Annotated in this window: 25 protein-coding genes; 10 read left to right on the top strand and 15 right to left on the bottom strand. The window is 68.4% G+C overall.

The features are described 5' to 3' along the window. Positions 1-135: 135 nt before the first annotated feature. The 5 genes from HWX62_RS17610 to HWX62_RS17625 all read right to left on the bottom strand — a co-directional run bounded on the left by HWX62_RS17610 (position 136) and on the right by HWX62_RS17625 (position 4,856). Entirely contained in the window at positions 136-1,206 is a 1,071-nt protein-coding gene (locus tag HWX62_RS17610) for a porin (RefSeq protein WP_175931543.1), read from the bottom strand. 120 nt (positions 1,207-1,326) lie between these two features. Beyond that, on the bottom strand, positions 1,327-1,452 hold the full coding sequence (locus HWX62_RS33220; protein WP_279610466.1) for a hypothetical protein: 126 nt from the start codon (positions 1,450-1,452) through the stop codon (positions 1,327-1,329). Then, positions 1,436-1,750 carry a high-potential iron-sulfur protein gene (locus tag HWX62_RS17615; protein ID WP_175931542.1) on the bottom strand — a complete coding sequence of 105 codons (315 nt, stop codon included), beginning with the start codon at positions 1,748-1,750 and terminating at the stop codon, positions 1,436-1,438. The genes HWX62_RS33220 and HWX62_RS17615 overlap by 17 nt, the downstream gene beginning before the upstream one ends. A gap of 98 nt (positions 1,751-1,848) precedes the next feature. Further along, positions 1,849-3,054 (bottom strand): c-type cytochrome, encoded by a 1,206-nt coding sequence (locus HWX62_RS17620; RefSeq protein WP_175931541.1) that lies wholly within the window; start codon positions 3,052-3,054, stop codon positions 1,849-1,851. A gap of 80 nt (positions 3,055-3,134) precedes the next feature. Continuing rightward, positions 3,135-4,856: a methanol/ethanol family PQQ-dependent dehydrogenase gene (locus tag HWX62_RS17625; protein ID WP_175931540.1), complete on the bottom strand. Its 1,722-nt coding sequence runs from the start codon at positions 4,854-4,856 to the stop codon at positions 3,135-3,137. Between the two features lie 434 nt (positions 4,857-5,290). Here HWX62_RS17625 and HWX62_RS17630 point away from each other — a divergent pair, with 434 nt between their 5' ends. Then, positions 5,291-7,621: a TonB-dependent receptor gene (locus HWX62_RS17630; protein WP_175931539.1), complete on the top strand. Its 2,331-nt coding sequence runs from the start codon at positions 5,291-5,293 to the stop codon at positions 7,619-7,621. A 54-nt stretch (positions 7,622-7,675) separates the two neighbouring features. Here HWX62_RS17630 and HWX62_RS17635 read toward each other — a convergent pair whose 3' ends face one another. Further along, complete coding sequence (locus HWX62_RS17635) at positions 7,676-8,692, bottom strand: alpha/beta fold hydrolase (RefSeq protein ID WP_175931538.1); 1,017 nt, start codon at positions 8,690-8,692, stop codon at positions 7,676-7,678. Positions 8,693-8,996: 304 nt separating this feature from the next. Between HWX62_RS17635 and HWX62_RS17640 the strand changes: the two genes are divergently transcribed. The 6 genes from HWX62_RS17640 (at position 8,997) to pqqE (ending at position 14,559) form a co-directional block, all read left to right on the top strand. Further along, the gene (locus tag HWX62_RS17640) at positions 8,997-11,036 is read left to right on the top strand and encodes a sigma-54-dependent Fis family transcriptional regulator (protein ID WP_175931537.1); all 2,040 of its coding nucleotides are present in this window, start codon (positions 8,997-8,999) and stop codon (positions 11,034-11,036) included. Positions 11,037-11,358: 322 nt separating this feature from the next. Further along, positions 11,359-11,433 (top strand): pyrroloquinoline quinone precursor peptide PqqA, encoded by a 75-nt coding sequence (pqqA, locus tag HWX62_RS17645; protein WP_006485436.1) that lies wholly within the window; start codon positions 11,359-11,361, stop codon positions 11,431-11,433. 61 nt (positions 11,434-11,494) lie between these two features. Continuing rightward, the gene (gene pqqB / locus HWX62_RS17650) at positions 11,495-12,418 is read left to right on the top strand and encodes a pyrroloquinoline quinone biosynthesis protein PqqB (protein WP_175931536.1); all 924 of its coding nucleotides are present in this window, start codon (positions 11,495-11,497) and stop codon (positions 12,416-12,418) included. Positions 12,419-12,420: 2 nt separating this feature from the next. Then, entirely contained in the window at positions 12,421-13,137 is a 717-nt protein-coding gene (pqqC, locus tag HWX62_RS17655; RefSeq protein WP_175931535.1) for a pyrroloquinoline-quinone synthase PqqC, read from the top strand. Then, positions 13,137-13,418 (top strand): pyrroloquinoline quinone biosynthesis peptide chaperone PqqD, encoded by a 282-nt coding sequence (pqqD, locus tag HWX62_RS17660; protein ID WP_006480620.1) that lies wholly within the window; start codon positions 13,137-13,139, stop codon positions 13,416-13,418. The genes pqqC and pqqD overlap by 1 nt, the downstream gene beginning before the upstream one ends. A gap of 1 nt (position 13,419) precedes the next feature. Next, positions 13,420-14,559 (top strand): pyrroloquinoline quinone biosynthesis protein PqqE, encoded by a 1,140-nt coding sequence (pqqE, locus tag HWX62_RS17665; protein ID WP_175931534.1) that lies wholly within the window; start codon positions 13,420-13,422, stop codon positions 14,557-14,559. Between the two features lie 102 nt (positions 14,560-14,661). On the opposite strand, the gene HWX62_RS17670 is transcribed toward pqqE, so the two are convergent. Then, positions 14,662-15,000: a helix-turn-helix transcriptional regulator gene (locus HWX62_RS17670; protein WP_175931533.1), complete on the bottom strand. Its 339-nt coding sequence runs from the start codon at positions 14,998-15,000 to the stop codon at positions 14,662-14,664. A 78-nt stretch (positions 15,001-15,078) separates the two neighbouring features. Between HWX62_RS17670 and HWX62_RS17675 the strand changes: the two genes are divergently transcribed. Then, positions 15,079-15,978, top strand: coding sequence for a hypothetical protein (locus tag HWX62_RS17675; RefSeq protein WP_175931532.1), 900 nt, complete (start codon positions 15,079-15,081; stop codon positions 15,976-15,978). Between the two features lie 207 nt (positions 15,979-16,185). Further along, positions 16,186-16,416 carry a hypothetical protein gene (locus tag HWX62_RS17680; RefSeq protein ID WP_175931531.1) on the top strand — a complete coding sequence of 77 codons (231 nt, stop codon included), beginning with the start codon at positions 16,186-16,188 and terminating at the stop codon, positions 16,414-16,416. Between the two features lie 108 nt (positions 16,417-16,524). On the opposite strand, the gene HWX62_RS17685 is transcribed toward HWX62_RS17680, so the two are convergent. The 4 genes from HWX62_RS17685 to HWX62_RS17700 form a co-directional block, all read right to left on the bottom strand. Further along, a complete protein-coding gene (locus HWX62_RS17685) occupies positions 16,525-17,400 on the bottom strand; it encodes an alpha/beta hydrolase family protein (protein ID WP_175931530.1) in 876 nt (291 codons plus the stop codon). Between the two features lie 110 nt (positions 17,401-17,510). Then, positions 17,511-18,251 (bottom strand): alpha/beta hydrolase, encoded by a 741-nt coding sequence (locus tag HWX62_RS17690; protein ID WP_175931529.1) that lies wholly within the window; start codon positions 18,249-18,251, stop codon positions 17,511-17,513. After that, on the bottom strand, positions 18,248-19,054 hold the full coding sequence (locus tag HWX62_RS17695; RefSeq protein ID WP_175931528.1) for a DinB family protein: 807 nt from the start codon (positions 19,052-19,054) through the stop codon (positions 18,248-18,250). The genes HWX62_RS17690 and HWX62_RS17695 overlap by 4 nt, the downstream gene beginning before the upstream one ends. 151 nt (positions 19,055-19,205) lie before the next feature. Further along, positions 19,206-19,595 (bottom strand): YciI family protein, encoded by a 390-nt coding sequence (locus HWX62_RS17700; protein ID WP_175931527.1) that lies wholly within the window; start codon positions 19,593-19,595, stop codon positions 19,206-19,208. 215 nt (positions 19,596-19,810) lie between these two features. Between HWX62_RS17700 and HWX62_RS17705 the strand changes: the two genes are divergently transcribed. Next, positions 19,811-20,041, top strand: coding sequence for a hypothetical protein (locus HWX62_RS17705; protein ID WP_011547073.1), 231 nt, complete (start codon positions 19,811-19,813; stop codon positions 20,039-20,041). Positions 20,042-20,082: 41 nt separating this feature from the next. On the opposite strand, the gene HWX62_RS17710 is transcribed toward HWX62_RS17705, so the two are convergent. From HWX62_RS17710 to HWX62_RS17725, 4 genes are all read right to left on the bottom strand, one after another. Beyond that, positions 20,083-20,223: a hypothetical protein gene (locus HWX62_RS17710; RefSeq protein WP_244136054.1), complete on the bottom strand. Its 141-nt coding sequence runs from the start codon at positions 20,221-20,223 to the stop codon at positions 20,083-20,085. A gap of 7 nt (positions 20,224-20,230) precedes the next feature. Further along, positions 20,231-21,652 carry an MFS transporter gene (locus HWX62_RS17715; protein WP_175931526.1) on the bottom strand — a complete coding sequence of 474 codons (1,422 nt, stop codon included), beginning with the start codon at positions 21,650-21,652 and terminating at the stop codon, positions 20,231-20,233. 159 nt (positions 21,653-21,811) lie between these two features. Then, the gene (locus tag HWX62_RS17720; protein WP_175931525.1) at positions 21,812-22,573 is read right to left on the bottom strand and encodes an ABC transporter permease; all 762 of its coding nucleotides are present in this window, start codon (positions 22,571-22,573) and stop codon (positions 21,812-21,814) included. A 3-nt stretch (positions 22,574-22,576) separates the two neighbouring features. Further along, positions 22,577-23,521, bottom strand: a complete 945-nt coding sequence (locus HWX62_RS17725; RefSeq protein WP_175931524.1) for an ABC transporter ATP-binding protein — start codon at positions 23,519-23,521, stop codon at positions 22,577-22,579. Positions 23,522-23,839: the final 318 nt, after the last annotated feature.

The raw sequence follows: 23,839 nt of genomic DNA on the forward strand, positions 1-23,839 counted from the left end.
TCCCGGTGGAGGTCGGGCGTGCGTTCCTGACTTGACGGCCGCCCGGCCGCGGACTTGAGGTCGGGTAAACCATCGAGGTCGGCCTGCCGGACGGGCGGCGCGTGTCGGCCGCCCGTCCGTCGGCATGACGCCGCGTCAGAACACGTGGTGGATGCCGGCGTTCACGCCGACCGTCGTGCCCGGCAACCCGTACAACGCACCGCCCGTGATGCCGAGGCCGGTATTCATCGCGCCATGGTTGTTGACGACGCCGACCTGCGCATACAGGCCGGTTCGCTTCGACAGGCTGTAGTCGGCACCGATCGCGGCCAGCAGCGAATGATTGTGCGAATCGTTGCGGTCGGTCGTGTACCACGCGCCGGTGTTCAGGTCGAGCGCCGGCGTGACGCGATAGTCGAGGCCGGCGCTATACACGTTGTTGCTGAACGAGCCGGCGACCTTGTAGCTCGTGAACGACGCCTTGCCGGTCAGCGGCCCGAACGTATAGGCGGCGCCGATCGTGCGGCCGACGAACGCGACCGTGCTCGGCACCGGCGTCGGGGACGTGCCGCCGTTGCCGTCATAGAGCGCCGCGTTGAGCATGAAGCCGCCGTTCGTATAGGTGAGGCTGCCGGAATACTGGCGTCCCGCCTGGAAGTCGCCGGCCTTTCCGCCGAAGCCGAACATCGCGCTGGCCGTCAGCCCGGCGATCGTCGGGCTCGTGTACGAAATCGCGTTCGGGTTGAAGAGGCCCGTGACGAGCACGTTGTCGACGTACGGAACCAGCGCGGCGCCGAAGTGCGAGACGTTGCGCGGATCCGATCCGAGTATCGCGAGCACGAACGGCGAGAACTGCAGGCCGACCTTCGTTTCGCCGAAGCCGCCGTCGATCCCGACCCACGCCTGGCGGCCGAAGAAGTTGCCGTTCGAATGGCCGAACGCGCCGTCCGTGATGTTGAAGCCGCTTTCCAGCTTGAATCTCGCATGCAGCCCGCCGCCGAGATCCTCGGTGCCGGTGATGCCGAAATTGGTCGGCGTCATGCCCGTGTCGGTCAGCGCGAACTGGCGTCCGGCGTTGCCGCCGGTCGCCGAGTCCAGCGATCGGCTCGTATAGAGCAACGCGGCATCGAGATCGCCGTACAGCGTGACGCTGCTCTGCGCGAAACTGCTCGTGCTTGCCGTCGCGCCGACTAACGCCGCGCAAATCGTCCATGTCCTGCTCTTCATCGTCTGTCTCCGTCTTGTGAGTGTTGTAATACGTACGACTAATTGAAACGTCGGCGGCGCAAGAGAGCGAGCCGCCTGCATGCCGTGCCGTCGGCAACGCATCGGCGATTTCGCCGTGCGTCACGTATCGCGATCGATGCCCAGCGCGATCAGCACATGCAGATGCGCGGCGCGATCGGCATCCGCGCCGCGACGCGGCGTGCCGTCGCGCTCGCGAGCCGGCCCGGCGTCAGGCGAGCTTGGCATAGACGTTGCACCAGCCTTCGGCGGCCACCGTCTTGCCCGCGAACATCGGGCACGACCCGACCGATTCGCCCGCGGCAGCCTTGTAGAAGCGGCAGTTCGAACACGTCTGGCCGGCCTGGTATTTCGGGAACTTGCCTGCGTCGACGGTCGTGGCCCTGGCGCGATAGCCGAGCGTCTTCGCCGCGGCATCGTTTTCGTCGACGGGCGGTGCCGCGGCGAAGGCGCGCGTGCCGGCCGCGAGCGCGGCGCACAGGCCGGCGGCCTGCACGAAGAAGGTTCTGCGATGGCGGGAGATCATGGTGTCGTCCTGAATGAAGTGACAAGAAAAAGTCCGGCCCGCGCGCCGGGCTGGCTGCCCGGCGCGGCGGCGGATCGAAACGAAAGCGGGGGGAAGCGTTACTTGCGCGGTCCGGCGACGAGCGGCGCCTTCGATGCGTTGGCGATATCGGCGGTCAGCTTGCTTTTCGACGCGTCGTAGCCGTTCGAATAAAGCAGGAACGCCATCAGGTCCTCGTACTCTTCCGCGGTCATCTTGCCGGGGCGATCGGCCGGCATGTTGCTCGACATGTACAGGAAGATGCCGCCGACCGTGATGTGCGACTTGCCTTCGGGCGCGAACGATTCACCGCTCAGTGCGGGTGCGGTATTGCCCTCGAGCTGGTCGCCGTGGCATTTCGCGCACGCATCGCCGTAGAGCTTCTTGCCGTGCTGCACCTGTGCCTGGTCGAACGACGGGACGCCGCTGCCTTCGCTCGTCGACACCTTGATGAAGCCGCTTCTTGCCGGCCGCTGCGCGGACGCGACCGCACCGTCGAGAAACCGGCCGGGCGCGCGTGGGGCCGCGGCTTGCGCGATGTCGTCGGGAAGCGTCCAGCCGCGCGTGAGCGATGCGAGCCGGCCGTTGCCGCTCATCCGCGACAGCGTGGCGTCGATGCGCTTTTGCAGCGCGTCCTTGCCCGGTCCGAATGCGAACGACAGTTGCCAGTCGGAGTACGGCGACGACGTCGCCGCCACCCGGAACCGTTGTTTCGGATGGGCACGCGCGTAGGCGACGACGCTCGGATACCAGACGATCGCGCGCTGCGCGCGGCCCGCGGCGAGCGCGCCGATCGTTTTCTCGCTCGTGTTCTCGAGGTCGAAGCGGGCGTTCGCCTGCTGCGCGGCGATCAATTGCGACGGGCTGCCGTACGTGGCCGCGATCGTTTCCTTCGCGCCGGACGGCGCGGGCGCGTCGCGCAGCGACACGCTGACGTAGCCCGAGCGCAGATAGCCCTGCGAGAACGTCAGTTTCGATCCCGACGCATCGGCGACAGCCGAGCGCGGGAAGCCGGCGATCACGTCGCAGTCGCGTTCGAGCGATTTCGTCAGCTCGCTGGCGGAGATGCCGTCGTCGTCGCCGTTGTCGTCGACGCCGCGTGCGTTGAAGGTCGCGGCGATGCCCGCGGCGCGGAACACTTCGCGCGCAACGGAGCGGTCGAGCGCGGTGGTCGGGCTGCCGGGCAGCGTGCAGACGCGCACGCCGGCCGACGCGGCTGCCGGTGTCAGCGCCACGCCCACGGCGAGCAGACTGGCGACGGTAACGGAAGTGAGGCGAGTATTCATGGTCGTGTGTCCGGTGAAAGCGGGTGGGGCGTCGCGCCCGCATCGGGCGCATGCGGGCGCGACTCGGGCATGGCGCGTGTTCAGTTCAGCGCGAACACGTAGAGCGTGCCGCCGCGCGGAACGTCCTTCGCGATGTCGGCCATCGGGCCGCCCCAGATCGGGTTCGCGCCGCCATAGCCGGCGAGCACCGCGACATACTCCTTGCCGTCGACTTCATAGACCGACGGTTGCGAGATGATGCCGCTCGCCAGTTGCGGGCTTTCCCACAGCACCTTGCCGGTCTTCGTGTCGAACGCGTACAGGTGGCCGTCGAGCGAGCCGCTGAACGCGAGGCCGCTCGCGGTGGTCGCGACGCCGCCGTTCCACGGCTTCTTCGACCAGTGGCTCCACAGCTTCTTGCCGGTGTTCACGTCGATGGCCGTCAGCTCCCCATAGCCTTCGCTGCCCGGTTCGGGTTTGATCTCGAAGCCTTCGCCGAGATACGGCAGGCCTTCCATGTAGCTGACCGACTTGCCGGTCAGGCTCATGCACGCATGCAGCGCCGGCACGACCGCGATGTTGCGTTCCTGGTCGTACGAGATCGACCACCAGTTCTTGCCGCCGAGGAAGCTCGGGCACGTTTCGATCGTCGTGCCGGCCTTCGGGAACTTCGATGCGTCCTGGATCGGCTTGCCGTCGGCCGTGTAGCCGGTGACCGACAACGCCTTCACGAACGGCGTCGCGTAGATCAGCTTGCCGGTCGTGCGGTCGATCGCGTGGAAGAAGCCGTTGCGGTCGGCGTGGATGATCGCGTCGTAGTCCTTGCCCTGGTACTTGATGTCCGCGAGGACGGCCGCGTTCACGCCGTCGTAGTCCCACGTGTCGTTGTTCGTGTACTGGTAGTGCCACTTCAGGTTGCCGTTCTTCGCGTCGAGCGCGAGCAGCGAGTCGGAATACAGGTTGTCGCCGGGGCGCAGCGCCGCGAGCCACGGGCCGGGGTTGCCGACGCCCCAGTACAGCGTGCGGGACGCGGCGTCGTACGTGCCGGTGAGCCACGCGGCGCCGCCGCCATGGCTCTGCATGCCGTCGGGCCAGGTTTCCGCGCCCTTTTCGCCGGCGGCCGGGATCGTGTAGCGTTTCCAGACCTGCGAGCCGTCCTCCGGGTTCAGCGCGGCGATGTAGCCGCGAATGCCGTATTCGCCGCCTGACGTGCCGACGACGATCGCGCCGTCGATCGCGAGCGGCGCGAGCGAGAACGCGTAGCCGAGGCCCGGCTCGAACATCTGTTTCTTCCACACGAGATTGCCGGTCTGCGCGTCGAGCGCGGCGACTTCGCCGTTCAGCATCGCGATGTAGACGTTCTTGCCGTACAGCGCGACGCCGCGGTTCACGACGTCGCAGCACGCGGTCTTGAACGAGGCCGCGCCGAGCTTCGGCTCGTATTTCCACAGCTGCTTGCCGGTCTTCGCATCGAACGCGTAGACGTTGTCCTTCGGCGTCGTCACGAACAGGTAGTTGCCGTTGACGATCGGCGTGGCCTCGAAACCCTGCTTCAGGTCGGCCGGGAACTTGTACGCCCACACCTGCTTGAGATCCTTCGCGTTCGACGGGTCGATCTGCTTGAGCGGCGAATGCGAGCGGCCGTCGTAGGTGCGGTAGTAGGTCAGCCAGCCCGGGTCGCCGTGTGCATCGGTCAGGCGCTGGTAGGTCACGGCCGGGTAGTCCGCGGCCGCTTCGACGAAGCCGGGGTTCAGCGCGACGGCGGCCGCCACCGCGATTCCGATCGTCGCCAGCCGGCTCGCTGAAGCCGAGAGTTTCTTCATGGTTGTCTCCTGGGTCATTGTGGTCGCACCGCCGCGAACGTTGCGTCGCGCCGGCACGGTTTGGGGTTTCCGGGCCGAGTGCACTGCCCGTCACGCAAGTCGCATGCCATCGCGGCGGGAAGCCGGTGCGGCGCGGCAGACCGGCGTATCGCCAGTGATGCGTCGATCCACGGCGCGCGTGACGACGTCGGCGCAGGTGTTGCATTCAGGTACACCGCCGTGCGCGAAGTGTTGCCAAACATGACAGGCGGGGCAGTCCGCGGGACTACGGCGAGTCGGTCGCACGCATGCCGTCCCGAAGCGATGTGCGGCGCAGCGTGCGCCGCGCGTGCTCGCGGCACTGGCACGGTTTTCGCACACCGGCTTCGCGACAATCGATCGCCGCGCGGTGCGTCGCGCAGGCCGGCGCAATACATGTTCGGAGACGAAGGGAAATGATCAGGAGACCAAAGGCAGCCGGGCGCGACGGTGCGATGCGGCGCGGCCGGCGTGCGCGATGCGTCGGCGCGGCCGTCGGCACGCTGGCGTTGTTCGGATTGGCGCCGGGTAGCGTGCGCGCGCAGCAACAGGCGGACGGCGCCGCGATCGATCCGCCCGAGTCGTCCGTCATGCTGCCTGCGGTAGTGGTGGTCGGCACGACGCCGCTGCTCGGGATCGGCACGCCGCTGTCGAACGTGCCGGCGAACGTGCAGACGGTGCGCGCGGCGGAACTCGACGCGCAGCACCGCGCGACGCTCGCCGATTTCTTCGCCGCGAACCTGCAGAGCGTGACGATCTCGGACGCGCAGGGCAACCCGTACCAGACGGACGTCAACTATCGCGGCTTCACCGCGTCGCCGCTGCTCGGCACGCCGCAGGGGTTGTCGGTGTTCGTCGACGGCGTGCGCGTGAACGAGCCGTTCGGCGACGTCGTGAACTGGGACATCCTGCCCACGCAGGCGATCGATCGCGTGCAGCTGATTCCGGGCTCCAACCCGGTATACGGACGCAACACGCTCGGCGGTGCGCTCGCGATCACGACGAAGAACGGCAGGTCGAACCCGGGCGGCGAAGCGGAGATATCGGGCGGCGCATGGGGCCGCAAGGCCGCCGGCATCGAGCAGGGCGGCACGATCGGCCCGCACCTCGACTATTACGCGACCGCGCACGTCGCGAACGACGGCGGTTGGGCCGACCATAACGCGAGCCGCGTGCGGCAGGCGTTCGGCAAGCTGCGCTACACCGATGCGGACACGACGCTGTCGCTCGCCGCGGGCGGCGCGGACAACACGCTGTCCGGCACCCAGACGATCCCGCGCTCGTTCCTCGACAACCGGAAGCAGGCGTATACGTATCCGGACCGCAACCGTAACAGTGCCGGCTACCTGACGCTGTCGGGCGACCGTTTTTTCGGCGAGCACGTCGAGCTGAGCGGCAATGCGTACTACCGGCACCTGCGCAACACGAACACGAGCAGCAACAACAATACGGACTACGGATCGGTGGACGAGGACGGCACGGTCGACACGGTGCAGGGCAGCAATGCGCGATCGACGATCGTCACCGACAGCTACGGCGGCAGCCTGCAGCTCACGCTGCTCGGCACGCTCGGCGGCATGGCGAACCAGCTGGTCGCGGGCGTCTCGGCCGATGTCGCGAATTCCACCTACGTCGCGTCGTCGCAGGACGCGTCTTTCACCGATGCGCGCGCGGCGATCGGCATCGGCGATTTCGTGCAGCAGACCCGTGCGAAGACCCGCAACGCGAACGTCGGCGTGTACTTGAGCGATGCGCTGTCGCTGACGCCGCACTGGACCTTGACGCTGTCGGGCCGCTACGACTGGTCGAAAGCGCAGATCGGCGACGAGAGCGGCGGGCAGCCGCTGCTCGACGGCAACCATGCGTTCTCGCGCTTCAACCCGGCGGTCGGGCTCAACTGGAATCCGGTCGCGGGGTTCACCGCGTATGCGACGTACAACGAAGGCATGCGTTCGCCGACCGCGATCGAACTCGCGTGCGCGGACCCGGCCGCGCCGTGTTCGCTGCCGAACGACTTCATCGCCGACCCGGCGCTCGAGCCCGTGATCTCGAAGACATTCGAAGCCGGCGTGCGCGGCCGCATCGGCGCGGCGACGACCTGGAGCGCCGCGGCCTACCGCACGACGCTGACCGACGACATCCAGTTCATCAGCAGCCCGGCCAGCACGCAGGGTTACTTCCGCAACGTGGGCGATACGCGGCGGCAGGGTATCGAGCTCGCCGGCCGCGCGCGGCTCGGCCCGCTCGGTGTCGGGCTGTCGTACAGCCATGTCGATGCGACGTACCGGTCGTCGTGGACCGAACACAGCCCGGCGAATTCGGCGGCCGACGCGCACGGCAACGTGACGGTCAAGCCGGGCGACCGCATGCCCGGCATTCCCGCGCATACGGTGAAGCTGCGGCTCGACTACGCGGCGACGCCTGCGTGGGACCTCGGCGCGAACGTTACGTGGCGCAGCGGCGTGTATGCGCGCGGCGACGAGAACAACGGGGACGTGAACGGCCGGATCGCGAGCTACGTGCTGGTCGATCTCGACATGCGTTACCGGATCACGAAGCGGTTCGAGGTGTTCGCGAGCGTGACGAACCTGTTCGACAAGCGCTACGCGAGCTTCGGCGCACTGGGCCGGAATTTCTTCAATGGTCCGAACCACACGTTCGACGGCGGCCATCCGGTGGACGAGCAGTTCGTCGGGCCCGGCGCGCCGCGCGGCGCGTGGGTCGGCGCGCGCTATGCGTGGGATTGAGCGGCGCGCGGTCGTGTGTGGCATCGCGTCATGGCACGAACGAGCGCCGGGCCGTCACGCGAACGGCACCGTCTCGAACATCGCCTTCACGGCGCGTGCGACGCTGCGCGCCAAGGCCGGGTCGCTTGCCAGATGCCCGGCCGTCACGCGCTCGACTTCCGCTTCCGGGGCGGCTCGCGCGAGGCGCTCGACGTTGCCGACCGGGCAAACCGGATCGCGCGTTCCGTGCGCGGCGAACAGCGGTACGTGGGCCTGTGCGGCTCGACGTGCAAGCGCGAGCACACGGCGCTCGCCGAGCCAGCAATCGCGTTGCAGGTAGTGCGCCTGGATCCGGTATTTGTCGATCAGCCGGCCGACGGTCCGGTTCGACCGGATCGTGCGCACCGGAGCGCGGCGCGTGCGTGCCGATGCGAGGATCGCGCTTTCGTACGCGTGCCATGCGAGCGCCACCGCGCGCTGCCGGGCTACGCTCGCGCCGTGGCGCAGCCGCTGCGCGCAGCGCGACAGCAGGCGATCCGGCCGGCCGCCGCCGGCCGCCGCATGCAGGCGCCGCCATTCGCGCGGCGCACGCGTGCGGGAAGTCGTGAAGAGCCCGCGGACTTCGCGTCGCGACGTCAGGAACAGGCCGCGCAGCACGACGCCGGTCACCCGCTCCGGATGCGTGCCCGCATAGGCGAGCGCGAGCGCGGCGCCCCACGATCCGCCGACGACGCCCCAGCGTGCGATGCCGAGCTGCTCGCGCACGGCCTCCAGATCCGCGATCAAGCGTGCTGTGTCGTTGTGGCGCGTGCCGCCGCGCGGCGTCGACGCGCCCGCGCCGCGCTGGTCGACGAGCACGACGCGTACGCGGCTGAGGTCGAACAGCCGCAGGATGCCGGCCTGGCTGCCGCTGCCGGGCCCGCCGTGCAGCACGACGACCGGATGGCCGTGCGCGGCGCCGGCCACGGCGAATGCGATCGATTGTGCGTCGCGGTGCAGGCGCCGGCGCACGGGCGTGGCAGGTGACGCCGGTACATCGGGCAACGCGCGCAGTGCGGGCGACGGCGTGGATCGAATCGGGCGACGCATCATGTCGATAGGGTTCGGGCGGAAGCGGGACAGTCATCGTTGTCCGCGGCGGGGCGGTCGCCGGCGTGCCCTGCGACCAAGCGAGAAGCGCGCCAGCCGCGACGATCCGGATTCGCACGGGTAGTCACGCGTCGGGAAATCGCGGTATCACGCACGCAGGCCGTCGCCCGGCGCGACCCGCCGTGTGAGGACGATTCATTACATTGTCCTTTCGATTGTGTTGCGCGGCGCCGGCGTGGCCCGATGCTTGCTTGCAATGACGGCAAAGAGTCCGGCAGTTGACCGGCAGGATCCCCCGGAGGAGACAATGCGCGACGACGTAGAGCAGGCGGCCGGGTCACGGGCCGCGCATCCCGCTGGCTGGCCCGCGCCGTCGATCCAGAAGGCCCACGAGCGCTCGGAGACGTTCGGCCTGCAGGTATCGGCGCGACCCGACTACGACGTGCTGTCGAACGCGGCGCTGGTGCTCAAGCGCGAGCAGAACCGGGTGCTGTGCGCGCACGCGATGCCGGTGATGGAGACGCTGCACGAGCAGATCGTCAACACGCAGAGCATGATCGTGCTGACCGACGCGGAAGGGCTGATCCTGCATTCGATCGGCGACGACGATTTCCTGCGCCGCGCGGAGAAGGTCGCGTTGCGCCCGGGCGCGAACTGGGCGGAGAACCGCCAAGGCACCAACGCGATCGGCACGGCGCTCGCCGAGCTGTGCCCGATGGTCGTTCACGGCGACCAGCACTTCCTGGCCGCGAACCGCTTCCTGACCTGTTCGAGCGTGCCGATTCTCGATCCGTACGGCGACGCGATCGGCGTGCTCGACGTGACGGGCGACCACCGCAGCTATCACCAGCACACGATGGCGCTCGCGAAGATGTCGGTGCAGATGATCGAGAACCACCTGTTTACGACGACCTTTCAGGAAACGCTGCAGGTGTCGTTCCACGGCCGCCCCGAGTTCCTCGGCACGCTGATGGAGGGGATCGTCGCGTTTACCGCCGACGGCCGCTTCCTGTCGGCCAATCGCAGCGCGCAGTTCCAGCTCGGCATGCCGCTCGCCGCGCTGCGCGCGCACACGCTGTCGTCGCTGTTCGACGTCACCAGCGCCCAGCTGATCGACCGCATGCGCGCGAGCACCGACCGGCACCTGACGCTGAACCTCGGCAACGGCGCGGTGGTCTGCGCGCGCGTGCATTTCCGCCGCGCGACGCTCGCCGAGGGCAGCCGGCCGACGGACGTCCACGACGCGGCGGCGCCGGCCGCGCGCGCGAACGCGGTGCCCGCGCCGGCGGCGGGCACGTCGGCCGGCCTGTCGCGGCTCCACTACCTCGACACCGGCGACGCGCAGGTCGCCAGCGTGATCGCGAAGGTGCGCAAGGTGATCGGCAAGGACATCCCGATCCTGATCACCGGCGAGACCGGCACCGGCAAGGAACTGCTCGCGCAGGCGATCCACAACGACTCGCCGCGCCGCGACGCGCCATTCGTCGCGGTCAACTGCGCGTCGATTCCGGAGACGCTGATCGAGTCCGAGCTGTTCGGCTACGAGGAGGGCGCGTTTACCGGCGCGCGCCGCAAGGGGGCGATCGGCAAGCTGCTGCAGGCGAACGGCGGCACGCTGTTCCTCGACGAGATCGGCGACATGCCGTATCCGCTGCAGGTGCGGTTGCTGCGCGTGCTGCAGGAGCGCCTCGTCAACCCGCTCGGCTCGACGAAGACGATCGCCGTGGACATCGCGATCATCTGCGCGACGCACCGCGATTTGCGCGACATGATCGCGCAGAACCGTTTCCGCGAGGATCTCTACTACCGGCTGAACGGCCTCGTGGTGCGCCTGCCGCCGTTGCGCGACCGCACGGATCTCGCGGTCGTCGTGCACAAGATGCTGCAGCGGGAAGCGTTCGCGGGCCCGGGCAGGCCGCCATTGTCGGTCGCGCCGGACGTGATGGAGCTGTTCGTGCGCTGCACGTGGCCGGGCAATTTCCGTCAGCTCGGCAACCTGCTGCGCACCGCGGCCGCGATGGTCGACGACGACGGCGAAATCCGGCGCGAGCACCTGCCGGACGACTTCTTCGACGACCTGCGGCGCGGCGAGGCGCGGGCCGCCCAGGCCGCGCCCGAGGGGGCCGCCGCGTCCGTCGCGGCGGGCGCCGCATCCTGCGTCGCGGACGCGCTGCCGCCTGGCGACGCGCGCCTGCAGGACGTCGCCGCATCGGCGATCGCCGCCGCGCTCGCGCGTCACGGCGGCAACGTGTCCGCCGCGGCGCGCGCGCTCGGCGTCTCGCGCAACACGATCTACCGGAAGATGCCGGCCGCGGACGCGGCGCGCCATCCGTCCGACGAGCGCTGACGCGCAGTCGTCGCGCGGGGCGCGACTGTCACAGCCGGTGTGTCAAGTTGCAACACCGGTGTTCAACGATTCAACACCTGTCACCACTCGCGGACATCGTGCCGCCGGGGTGGCGGACCGCATTCGCGCGAATCGTGTCGGCCATTCGTAAGGATTGCGCCGCGATGCCCTGATGATGGCCGTCTATCGCCGCCGCGTCGCCGAACGACGAGTTCGGCACGCTCCTTGCTGAAGTTGAGTCGACCGCTCGATTGCCGCGGTCGTTCGATTCACCAAGCAACGCATCGACTCATCAACGCATCGATTCAACAGGAGACACACCATGCAGTGGACGACACCGTCTTACACCGACCTGCGCTTCGGCTTCGAAATCACGATGTACATCGCCAACCGCTGATCGCCGTGCCTGCCGCCCGTTTCGCCGTGATCGGCGCGGGCGGCCTCGGGAGCTGACGCCCATGAAGATCAAGATACTCGGCTCGGGAGCCGGCGGCGGGCTGCCGCAATGGAACTGCAATTGCGCGAACTGCCGCCGCGCGCGCAGCGGAAGCGGCCACGTGCTGCCGCGCACGCAGTCGTCGATCGCGGTCAGCGACGACGGCATCGACTGGGTACTCGTCAATGCGTCGCCCGACATTCTTTCCCAGTTGCGCGCGGATCCGGACCTGCAACCGGCGCGTGCGATCCGAGACAGCGGCATCGCCGCCGTCGTGCTGTGCGACGCGCAGATCGATCACGTGACGGGCCTGCTGATGCTGCGCGAGCGTTCGACGCCGCTGCCGCTCTACGCGAGCGCGCCGGTGCTCGACGACCTGTCGAGCGGCTTGCCGCTCGTGCCGCTGCTCGGCCATTACTGCGGCGTCGCCGCGCACACGATCGTGCCCGGCGAGCCGTTTGCGGTGCCGGCGGCGAGCGGGATCCGTTTCACCGCGATCGCCGTCGACAGCAAGCCGCCGCCGTATTCGCCGCGACGCGCGTCGGCCGTGCCCGGCGACAACATCGCGCTGTCGATCGAGGACGTCGCGAGCGGGCGGCGCGCGTTCTACGCGCCGGGGCTCGCGTCGGTCACCGACGACGTGCGCGCGGCAATGGACGGCGTCGATCTCGTGCTGGTGGACGGCACGTTCTGGACCGGCACCGAGATGATCGATCTCGGCCTGTCGGGCAAGCACGCGGCCGACATGGGGCATCTCGCGCAGTGCGCGGAACACGGGCGGCCCGGCATGATCGACTGGCTCGATACGTTGCCCGCGCGCACGCGCAAGGTGCTCACGCATATCAACAACACGAACCCGATTCTCGACCCGCATTCCGTCGAACACGCGCACCTGCGCGCGCACGGCATCGACGTCGCACACGACGGCATGCAATTCCAGGTCTGACGATGAACGCACCGATTTCCGCTACGGCGTTGCACGCGACGCCTTGGACCGCGACCGAATTCGAGGCGCGCCTGCGTGCGCTCGAAGCGCGCTATCACATCCATCATCCGTTCAACCGGCGGCTCAACAGCGGCGCCTGTTCGCCCGCGCAGATCCGCGGCTGGGTCGCGAACCGCTTCTACTATCAGATCTGCATCCCGCTCAAGGATGCGGCGATCCTGTCGAACTGCCCGGACCGCGATACGCGGCGCCGCTGGATCCAGCGGCTGATCGACCACGACGGCCAGGGCGACAACGAAGGCGGCATCGAGGCGTGGGTGCGGCTCGGCGAAGCGTGCGGTCTGACGCGCGACGAACTGTGGTCGCTCGAGCACGTGCTGCCCGGCGTGCGCTTCGCGGTGGATGCGTACGTGAACTTCGCGCGGCGCGCGCCCTGGCAGGAAGCCGTGTGCTCGTCGCTGACCGAGATGTTCGCGCCGCAGATCCATCTCGACCGGCTCGCGGGCTGGCCGTCGCATTACCCGTGGATCGAGCCGGCCGGGCTGCATTATTTCCGCAGCCGCGTGCCGCTCGCGCAGCGCGACGTCGAGCATGGGCTCGCGGTCACACTGCAGCATTTCACGACACCGGACGCGCAGCAACGCGCGCTCGGCATTCTGCAATTCAAGCTCGACATCCTGTGGTCGATGCTCGACGCCGTCGAAAAGGCCTACCCGTAATGAACGCGATCGAAGCCGCCAGCGGCGTGCCGCTGCGCCCCTGCCTCAGGGGCATGTACCGCCTGCAATGGGAGGCGGCCCAGGATGCATACGTGCTCCTCTATCCGGAGGGCATGGTCAAGCTGAACCCGAGCGCGGGCGAGATTCTCGCGCGCTGCGACGGCACGCGCGAACTGGACGACATCATCGGCGAGCTCGAACGCCTGTTCATGCAGTCGGATCTCGCGACCGACGTCTATCGCTTTCTCGATCATGCGCGACTGCGCGGCTGGCTGGACTGACATGGCGCCCGACACTTCCCGTCCGTCCGCGCCGCTGTGGCTGCTCGCGGAACTCACGTACCGCTGCCCGCTGCACTGCGCGTTCTGCTACAACCCGGTCGATTTCGCGACGCACGGCGCGGAACTCGACACCGACGCGTGGCGCACGGTCATCGGCGATGCGCGCGCGCTCGGCGCCGCGCAGATCGGCTTCTCGGGCGGCGAGCCGCTGCAGCGCGGCGACCTCGAGACGCTCGTCGCGCATGCGCGGGGGCTCGGCTTCTATACGAACCTGATCACGTCGGGCATCGGGCTGAACGTCGCGCGCATCGAGCGGCTCAAGGCCGCCGGGCTCGACCACATCCAGTTGTCGCTGCAGGATTCGACGCGCGAGCTGAACGATTTCCTGACCAGCACGCGCACGTTCGAACTGAAGCGCGACGTGGCGCGGCTGATCAAGGCGCACGGCTACCCGATGGTGCTCAACTGCGTGCTGCATCGCTACAACCTGCCGCACGTGGGGCAGATCATCGAGATGGCGCTCGATCTCGGCGCGGATTACCTCGAACTCGCGAACACGCAGTACTACGGCTGGGCGATGCTCAATCGCGACCAGTTGATGCCGACCATCGAGCAGGTGCGCGAGGCCGAGGAAACGGTCAACCGCTATCGGAAGCTGATCGGCGAGCGTTGCAAGATCCTGTTCGTCGTGCCCGACTATTTCGAGCGCCGCCCGAAGGCCTGCATGAACGGCTGGGGCTCGGTGTTTCTCGGCGTCGCGCCGGACGGCACCGCGTTGCCGTGTCATGCCGCGCGGTCGCTGCCGGGGCTCGCGCTGCCGAACGTACGCGACCGGTCGTTGCGGGACATCTGGTACGACAGCGATGCGTTCAACGCGTTTCGCGGCGACGACTGGATGCGCGAGCCGTGTCGCACCTGCGACGAGCGGCATGCGGATCACGGCGGTTGCCGATGCCAGGCCTACTTGCTGGCCGGCGACCCGAAGGAAGCCGATCCGGTGTGCGCGAAGTCTGCCCATCACGGCCAGGTCGAACAGGCCGTGCAGTTCGCGCGGCGTCATGCGCCGCGCGACGAACGGCCGCTGGTGTTTCGCAGCAAGGAGAATTCGCTCGCGCAATGCGGCGCGGCGTGCGACGGCTGACAGGACGCCGTGCGCCGCATGTGGAAAACGGTGCGCCGCCGCCGATGCGCGCGCGTACCGTTCACGTTCGATTTCGATGAATGACCGCGCAGTTGCGCGGCATCACCCGTCATCCGCCTTCGCCTGCAAATCCTTCAGCCCCTGAATCACGACCAGCAGCGCGCGCCCGTGCTCGTCCGAGCCGTCCCACGCGTCGACGATCGCGTCGCGCAGCAGGTCGTTGTACCGTCGGCGCGACGGTTGTGTCTCGACACCATAGAAACTGCATAGCTTGTTGAATGGCGCGCTGCGGCGCAGCCGGCGCCCGTTCGACAGCCGAAGGCGCGACACGGTGGGCTGGCTGACCCCGGAAAGTCGCGCGATTTCGCTAGACGAGCGTGTATCTGCCATCAGGCGGCGCAACAGGTCTTGAACGGGAAAATCGTGGTCCGGGGCTTCCATGCGATGCATTATACCTATACAGTTACGGCTGTTGAATGGGCTTGCTGTCACCGGCGAGGCTGTATCGCGAGAAAGTTGATGACACTGAAACACCTCCCTCCCACGTTCTGCTGGACGAAGATCGGTACCGAGTCCGGCGAGGAACTGCCGACCGTCGTGCTCCGCAAGGAATGGGAGCGCCGGCTCGGGGGCGGGCGTTTTCTGTGGGGCATCAACCAGCCGCTCGGCAGCAGCGCGCAAGTCGCCGCGCATCGCACGGGCTCGCTGCTCGCGCTGTTTTCGCCGGTCGCGTCGCGTCCGCGCACGGGCGCACGCAAGGACGCGCTGCTGTGGAATGCGTGGATCGACGCCAGCGGGCAGGTGCGGCCGTTGCCGCCGCATACGTTCATCGCCAGCCGCTCGACGTTGCCGTCGGGCCGGCGTCGCGAGCAGCACTACGCGCTCGTGTGCGCGTCGTCCACCGCGCTGACGGTCGGCACGCAATTGCGCGTGTTTCCCGATCACCTGCGCAGCGTGAGCACCGGCAAGCCGCTGGGCGCCGCGCAGGGGGCGGCCGTGGTCGACTGCATCGGGCGTGCGAAGGAGCAGACGGGCAAGAGCTACCCGCTCGCGCTGTCGGTCGAGCTCGAGGCACCGTATTTCGTGCGGCTTGCGCAGCCGTGCGTGCTGAAGGCGCGCGATCTCGCGGAAGTGAACAAGGCCACGCGCGCGGGCGATTTCGATCGCTTCGTCGAGCTGGTCGCGTGCCTGCGCGGCCGTTCTCCGACGGACGCCGTGCGCGGCGTCACGCGCGATCTGTTCGACGTGCCGCCGCTCGAAACGGCCGCCGCGTATGTGGCGCCCACGCATGTCGCGCGCCTGCGCAACCGGCCGGCGGCCGAGCATCCGCGCGATCTCACCGGCGATCTGTTCGACCTGTCGCCGGGCGAGGCGGCCGCGTTCGCGGGGCTGGCGCACCCGCGCGTCGGGCGCGCGTGACGCCGCACGGGAAGCCGTTCGCGCAAGAATTTGTTGCAATCTCGCCGTAGCGGATCGACGAGCGCGGAGCGACAATCGGCACGAAGCCCGCGGTGCGGCGGCCGGTGCGTCGACACGCGGCGAGCCGCGGTTCACGCCGCCGACATGCGCACCACGCACACTGAGCGTCGGCGTGCTTCACACTGCAATCCCGAGGGAGGAGTGTCGATGTCGACCCACACCTGTTCGCCGGAAGCCCGGGCCGCACAACGCTTCGTCGAAGCGACGCGCAACGTCGATCAGGCGTTTCGCGCGGTGCGCGGCGAAAGCGACGACGACGGCTCGTCGGCCGAATACGCACGCGCGATGTCGCGTCTCGATCGCGCGCTCGACGAGCTGGCGCGTGCCCAGGAATTCTTCGATCGCGTCGTCGGCGCGGACACCACGCACGGCAACTGACCGATTCGTCGCTTTCGTTTGCCGCGCGCGTCGGGCGACGCGCGTTCGTCTTCCTGCCGGGCGCGCTGCCCGGCATGCCGGTTCGTCATCCCGTTTCGATGCCCGACGTCAGCCCGCGCGCGTCATGCCCGGCGCGGCGGGCGCGGCACGATACGCGTAGCCGCGATGCTGGAACGACGTCGCGAAGAACCGCATCTGGTAGCGGATCGCATTCGCCCAGTAATCCCACGTATGGCCGCCCGGCCGCTCTGCATAGTCGTGCGGCACGCCGAGCGCGACGAGCCGTTCGTGCAGCGTGCGGTTCGAGTCGACGAATGCATCGTCGCGGCCGCAATCGATCGTCAGGTCGAGATGCGCGCGCACGAACGCCCGCGCGCTTTCGACGATCACGTTGCGATTCCAGAACGACGGATGGCGGTCGGGATCGCCGAACACGTGGGCGATTCCCGGCTCGTCCGTGCAGCAGCGCGGATCGACCGCGCCGCTGATGCTGCCGACCGCGCCGAACGTGTCGGGCCGGTCGAGCGCGATGCGCAGCGCGCCGAAGCCGCCCATGCTGAGCCCCGTGATCGCGCGCGCGTGCTGGGCCGCGATCGTGCGGAAATGCAGGTCGACGTAGGACACGACTTCATCGCCGATGAAAGTTTCGTAGCGGCTGCCCGAATCGAACGGGCTGTCGATGTACCAGCTTTCGTGTCCGCCGTCGGGCATCACGAGGATCACGCGGTAGCGGTCGGCCAGCGCGGCGATGTGCGTGTTCGATGTCCAGTCGGTATGGTCGCCGCCGGAGCCGTGCAGCAGATAGACGACCGGGTAGCGTTCGCCGTGGTTGTCGCGCGCGTAATCGTCGGGCAGCACGATGGTGGCCTTCAGCGTCTCGCTCATCGCCGCGCTCGGAATCGCGACGACCCGCGCATGGAACGCGAGGGCGGGGCTCGTGACCGCGAGCAGCAGGAGTAGCCAGAAGGTACGTGCCAGGTTCATCGATCCTTGCATGTGTCGGTCCAGTCCGGCGCGGGACACCGGGAAAACCCTGTTCCGGCGACTCTAGCAACCGCGCCTTTCAACCATATTTCGGCGAATCCTACGAGTTGTCAGCCGGACGGCTTGCATACGATGCGCGCGATGGCCGCGCGCAACGCATCGGGCCGCTCGGCCGCGATCAGGTGCCCGCAGCCCGCGATCGTGTCGAAGCCGGCGCAGCGTGCGAGCGCGTGCTCGGGCACGTGCCAGCCCGTGCGCGAGCGTTCGCCGGCGATCAGCCAGACGGGATGACGCTCGAACACCTGCGCGAGCGCCGGCAGGTAGCCCGCGGCGCCGGTCGTCTCGACCACCGAGCGGCCCATCGCGCGCAGCGTCGATGCCGGTTGATGCGCGAGCCAGCGGCGTGCGTCGGCGAGCTGGCCCGGCGACGGTGCGTCGATCGCGCCGCGCAGCCAGTCGAGCGGGGCCGCGCGCAGGCCGTCGAGCATCGCGTCGGCCTCGTCGGGCGTCATGCGGCCGACCGATGCGGACCAGAACGCGTCGTCGAGCGTGAAATTGCCTTCGACGTTGACGATGCGCCGCACGCGCTCGGGGTGCGCATGCGCGAACAGCATCGCGATCGCGCCGCCGACCGAATGGCCGACGACATCGACCGGCTGCATGCCGAAGTGCGTCTCGACGGTTTGCCGCATGTGCTCGACCTGCGCGGCAAGCGAGATCGCGTCGGGCGGCGCGGCGCGATGCACGCCGTAGCCGAGCAGGTCCGGGCAGAGCTGCGGGCCATTCCATCCGCGCACGTCGAACGTGCCGATGAAACCGTGAATGAAGACGACGGGCGTGGACGGGATCATGCGGCATGCGCTGAAGGAAGCGGCGGCAATTCGAGTTCGGCAAGCAGTTCGTCGAGTTCGAGCAGGTGCGTGCGGTCGTGGTCGAGCAGCTCGCGCACGAGCTCGTCGAGCGACATGCGACGGATGCCGTCGCGCAGCCCGCAGCGGGCGAGTTGCGCCGGTTCCAGCGCGGCCGCGGTGGCGCACAGCGCGGCGCGGCCGGTGCGGAACGCCGCGACGGCGAGATCGAGCGGCTGCGCGAGATAGTCGCGTTGCGCGGCGAGCGCGGTGCCGTCGACCGATTCGATCACGGGCAGCTCGGCGGTGCGCACGGCGTCGATGCGCGCGGCGAACACCGCGTCGAGATCGCGCAGGTGGCATGCATGTTCGACGAGCGAGAAGCCGGTGCCGGCCGGCCGGCGCGTGGCCAGCGCGGCCGGCACATGGGCCGCATACGCGGCGAGCCGGGCCGGCAGGCGCGCCAGTTCGGCGACGACGTCGGCGAACGGCAGCCGCTGCGGGTATGCGCTGAACACCGCGCCATAGCTGAACAGCGCGCCGCCGAGCCGCCCGCGCGCCTGCACGACTGCGTGGCCGCGGCGACGCATGACGTCGGCGACCATCGCGCCGCAGAACTGGCGGGCCGTCGTGTCGGCTTCGACTTCGGGGAATTTGCGCGCGATCTCGTCCTGGATCGCGCCGATCGCCGCGACGCCGACGCGCGAGAGCGCCGCGAACTCGAGATAGCGCCCGGGCTGTTCGATCAGCGCCTCGAGCTGGGCGCCGAGCGCGGTCAAGCGGAAACGGTCGAAACGGGAATGCATGACGGCGCCCTGACTAGTAACGTAACAAAACGATACGTTACGATTCAGGGCGCCGTCAACCGGCTCATTCGGGTACAAGCGGGCTGTGCCCGCACCGCCCGCTTGCCCGGTTCAGGGCTTCTGCCGCGTCGATTTCCGCGACGATGGCCGCTTACGGTTTCTGCAGCCCGGGGGTGAATGCGGGGCTGAAATCCTCGGCCTCGAACAGCGGGCGGATCTCGATGTCGGAGTCGCCGGGCATCGGGTTCGGGCAGCGCTTCACCCATTCGACGGCCTCGTCCATCGATTTCACGCGCCAGAGCCAGTAGCCGGCGATGAGTTCCTTCGTTTCGGCGAACGGGCCGTCGATGACGGTGCGGTTCTTGCCGGAAAAGTGCACGCGCTTGCCGCGGCTGCTCGGGCGCAATCCGTCGGCGGCGAGCAGGATGCCGGCTTTCATCAGTTCCTCGTTGAAGCGGCCCATTGCGGCCATGCATTCGGTGTCGGGCATCCGGTCGGATTCGGAATCGGCGGTGGCTTTGACGATGACCATGACGCGCATTGTCGTATCTCCTTGAAAGGGAACAGGGCGTTTGCCGGTTATGCGACGGCAAAACGATCGGTTACGACAAGACGACGCGCGACGGCCGCACGAATCGACATCGCGGGCGAGAAATTTTCACGCGCGATCGAGACGGCGGGCCGCGCGGCCGCTGTCACGGAGCGCATCGGCAAAACTGGTATGCTGATCCGCATCACGTGTACGTGGAGGGCGCCATGGCTGCTAAGGAAGTGTCGAAAAAGAAGTACCTGAAAATCCTGAACAAACGCCTGCGCGCGGAGCCGGCGGCCCCGGCCGGCGCGTCGTTCGTCTTTTTCCCGCTGGGCGCGAAGGCGAAGCACGCGACGGGCGTCGTGTCCGGCGACGCGCGCAGCAAGCGCGAACTGGCCGTGATGGCCGCGGTCCAGCGCAAGGCGGCCGAAGAGTTCGTCGTCGCCGACGCCTGACGGGCTCCGGCCGTACCCTGCCGGATGACCGCCGCCGCGGCTTACGCGGCGGCGGCTTCGCAGTGAGTGATCGCGCCGGCGAGCATGCGCGGAATGTCGTCCGTGATCGCCGGGCCGTGCATCGTCAGCATGATGTCGAGATCGAGCGCCCGGATGCGGCTCGAAACGGCTTGAAAACCCACCCCGCGATCAGGACGCCTTGTCCGCCGCCGCCGGATACCGGCCGCTGCCGCCCGCTTCATCGCCTGCCGCCAGTTGCTCCAGCGCGAGCCCCTTCGTCTCGATCCCGAGCGTCCACACGGCGATCGCCGCCGCGACGAACGACAGCGCGCCGAGCGTGAACACGCCGCCCTGGCCGAACACCGGCAGCACGACGCCGACCACGTAAGGCCCGATCAGCGAGCCGATGCGGCCGATCGCCGACGCGAAGCCCGAGCCCGTCGCGCGCGCGCCGGTGCCGTACAACTCGGGCGTGTACGTGTACAGCGCCGCCCACATCCCGAACAGGAAGAACTGCATCGCGAGGCCCGTGACGATCAGCAGCGTCGTGCTGCCGCCGTACAGCGCGCTCTGGCCGTACGCGTACGCCATCGCGCCGCCGCCGATCAGCGACGCGATGCAGGTCGGCTTGCGTCCCCACCGCTCGACGAGCCATGCGGCGCACAGGAAGCCCGGCACGCCGCCGAGCGAGATCAGCACCGTGTAGAAGACGGACTTCGTGACTTCGAAGCCGGCCTGCTGCAGCAGCGCGCCGAGCCACGACGTGAGGCCGTAGAAGCCGAGCAGCGCGAAGAACCACAGCAGCCACACCATCACCGTGCGGCGGCGGTACACGCCGCTCCAGATTTCGCGCAGCGCGCCGCGACCGCGGGCGGCGGCCGGCTCGGCGAGCCGCGACGGCGGCGGCAGCGTCGTGACGCCGGCCGAGCGCATCACCTTCGCCTCGATCGCGTGCATCACCGTGTCGGCCTCCGCGTGCCGGCCCGCATGCTCGAGCCAGCGCGGCGATTCCGGCACGATGCGGCGCACGACGAGCACGAACACGGCCGGAATCGCGAGCAGCGCGAACACGGTGCGCCAGCCGAACTGCGGCAGCACGAAATACGCGACGATGCCGGCCGTGATGAAGCCGAGCGGCCAGAAGCCGTCCATCAGCGCGATCAGGCGGCCGCGTTTTTCGGTCGGCACGAATTCGGACAGCAAAGTCTGCGCGACCGGAAACTCCATCCCCATCCCGATGCCGAGCAGCACGCGGTAGACGATCAGCGCGTCGACGCTCTGCGCGGTCGAGCACAGGTACGACGCGGCGCCCCACAGCACCATGCTCCACTGGAACACGGGCCGGCGGCCGAACCGGTCGGCGAGCAGGCCGGCCACGGCCGCGCCGAGCACCATCCCGAAGAAGCTGGCGCTCGCGACGAGGCCGGCGGCCGCGGTCGACAGCCCGAACTCCTTGCGGATCGAGCCGAGCACGAACGTCATCGTGCCGAGATCGACCGAGTCGAAGAAGAACGCGATCGCGATGATCAGGAAGATGCGCTTGTGATAGCCGGAGAACGGCAGACGTTCGAGCCGGGCGGCGGCGGAGGCGGGAGCGGTGGCGGCGGGCATGGCGTCCTCTGAAATGAAAAAGGGGCCGCGCAGCGCATGCTCGAGGGCCCCGATGCTTCGTATTCAGTAGACGCGACCACAAACTGCCGCATCGGAGGAAAAGCGCCGCCCGCTTGCCGAAATGCGTCATCGGCGGGCGGCGCGTGACGCCGGGCAGCGTCAGTTCGTCAGCTTGTAGCCGGTGCGGAACATCCACGCGACGATCGCGAGCAGGACCACGAGGAACAGCGCGGTCGCGGCGAGGCTGATCCACACGTGCACGTCGGCGATCCCGTAGAACGACCAGCGAAAGCCGCTGATCAGGTAGACGATCGGGTTGAACAGCGTGACGACGCGCCACGCGGGCGGCAGCATGTCGACGGAGTAGAAGCTGCCGCCGAGGAACGTGAGCGGCGTGATGATCAGCAGCGGCACGAGCTGCAGTTTCTCGAAGCTGTCGGCCCAGATGCCGATCACGAAGCCGAACAGGCTGAACGTGACGGCCGTCAGCACCAGGAACAGCACCATCCAGAACGGATGCAGGATGTGTAGCGGCACGAACAGGCCGGCCGTGGCGAGGATGATCACGCCGAGCAGGATCGACTTCGACGCGGCCGCGCCGACGTACGCGATCACGATCTCCCAGTACGACACGGGCGCGGACAGGATCTCGTAGATCGTGCCGGTGAAGCGCGGGAAGTAGATGCCGAACGACGCGTTCGAGATGCTCTGCGACAGCAGCGACAGCATCACGAGGCCCGGCACGATGAACGACCCGTAGCCGATGCCGTTCACGTCGCTGATGCGCGAGCCGATCGCGGAGCCGAACACGACGAAATACAGCGACGTCGAGATCACCGGCGCGATGATGCTCTGCATCAGCGTGCGGCGCGTGCGGGCCATTTCTGCGCGATAGATCGCGCGGATTCCATGCCAGTTCATGGGTCAGGCTCCTTGCGCGCCGTTGCGGCGGTTGTCGATCAGGCTGACGAAAATGTCCTCCAGCGAGCTCTGCGTCGTGTGCAGGTCGCGAAAGCCGATGCCGGCCGAGCCGAGCGCGTTGATGAGTTTCGCGATGCTCGCGTCGTCGCGCTGCGAGTCGTACGTATAGACGAGCGCGGCGCCGTCTTCCGCGCGTTCGAGCCCGAACGGCGCGAGCGCGGGCGGCACGTCCGCGAGCGGCTGCTCGAGCTGCACGGTGAGCTGCTTCTTGCCGAGCTTGCGCATCAGTTCGTGCTTTTCCTCGACGAGCACGAGCTCGCCGCCGAGGATGATGCCGATCCGGTCAGCCATCTCCTCGGCTTCCTCGATGTAGTGCGTGGTGAGCAGGATCGTCACGCCGCTTTCGCGCAGCGAATCGACGAGCTTCCACATGTCGCGGCGCAGCTCGACGTCGACGCCGGCCGTCGGCTCGTCGAGGAACAGGATGCGCGGCTCGTGCGACAGCGCCTTCGCGATCATCACGCGGCGCTTCATGCCGCCCGACAGCGTCATCAGCTTGTTGTCGCGCTTGTCCCACAGCGACAGCGCCTTCAGCGTCTTCTCGATATACGCGGGATCGGGCGCCTTGCCGAACAGGCCGCGGCTGAACGACACAGTGGCCCAGACCGTTTCGAACGCGTCGGTGGTCAGCTCCTGCGGCACGAGGCCGATCATTTCGCGAGCCGCGCGGTATTGATCGCGGATGTCGTGGCCGCCGACCGTCACGCGGCCTTCGGTCGGCGTGACGATGCCGCAGATCGAGCCGATCAGCGTCGTCTTGCCGGCGCCGTTGGGCCCGAGCAGCGCGAAGATCTCGCCGGGGCGGATGTCGAGTGTCACGTGCTTCAGCGCCTGGAAGCCGGACGCGTAAGTCTTGGAGAGGTCGGAGACGGAAAGGATCGGTTGCATGCTCACGGATGGCACGGCCGGCCGGCGCGACGGCGGGCGCCGCGCGTGCCCGGCGCCGCCGCTGCGAAGCGGCCGGGAACGGGGACGGCATGGCGAACGGGCGTCATGTCGAACGGCAGGGTGGTGCGGGATCGCGGGACCGCCATATTAGCAATCGGCAGATCGAAATGCATTCTGGTGGGAAGGTCGGGCCGTGTCGGCGTCGGATTTGCGCGAATTGCGGCGATATCGCTCGATGGATCGATGTTTTATTTGTGTGGCGCGAACAATTGGCGCCGGGCAGATGTCTCTCGCGCATGCCGGCACGCGCCACGCGGT

This window comes from Burkholderia sp. BCC0506 (assembly GCF_902833145.1).
Lineage (GTDB): Bacteria > Pseudomonadota > Gammaproteobacteria > Burkholderiales > Burkholderiaceae > Burkholderia.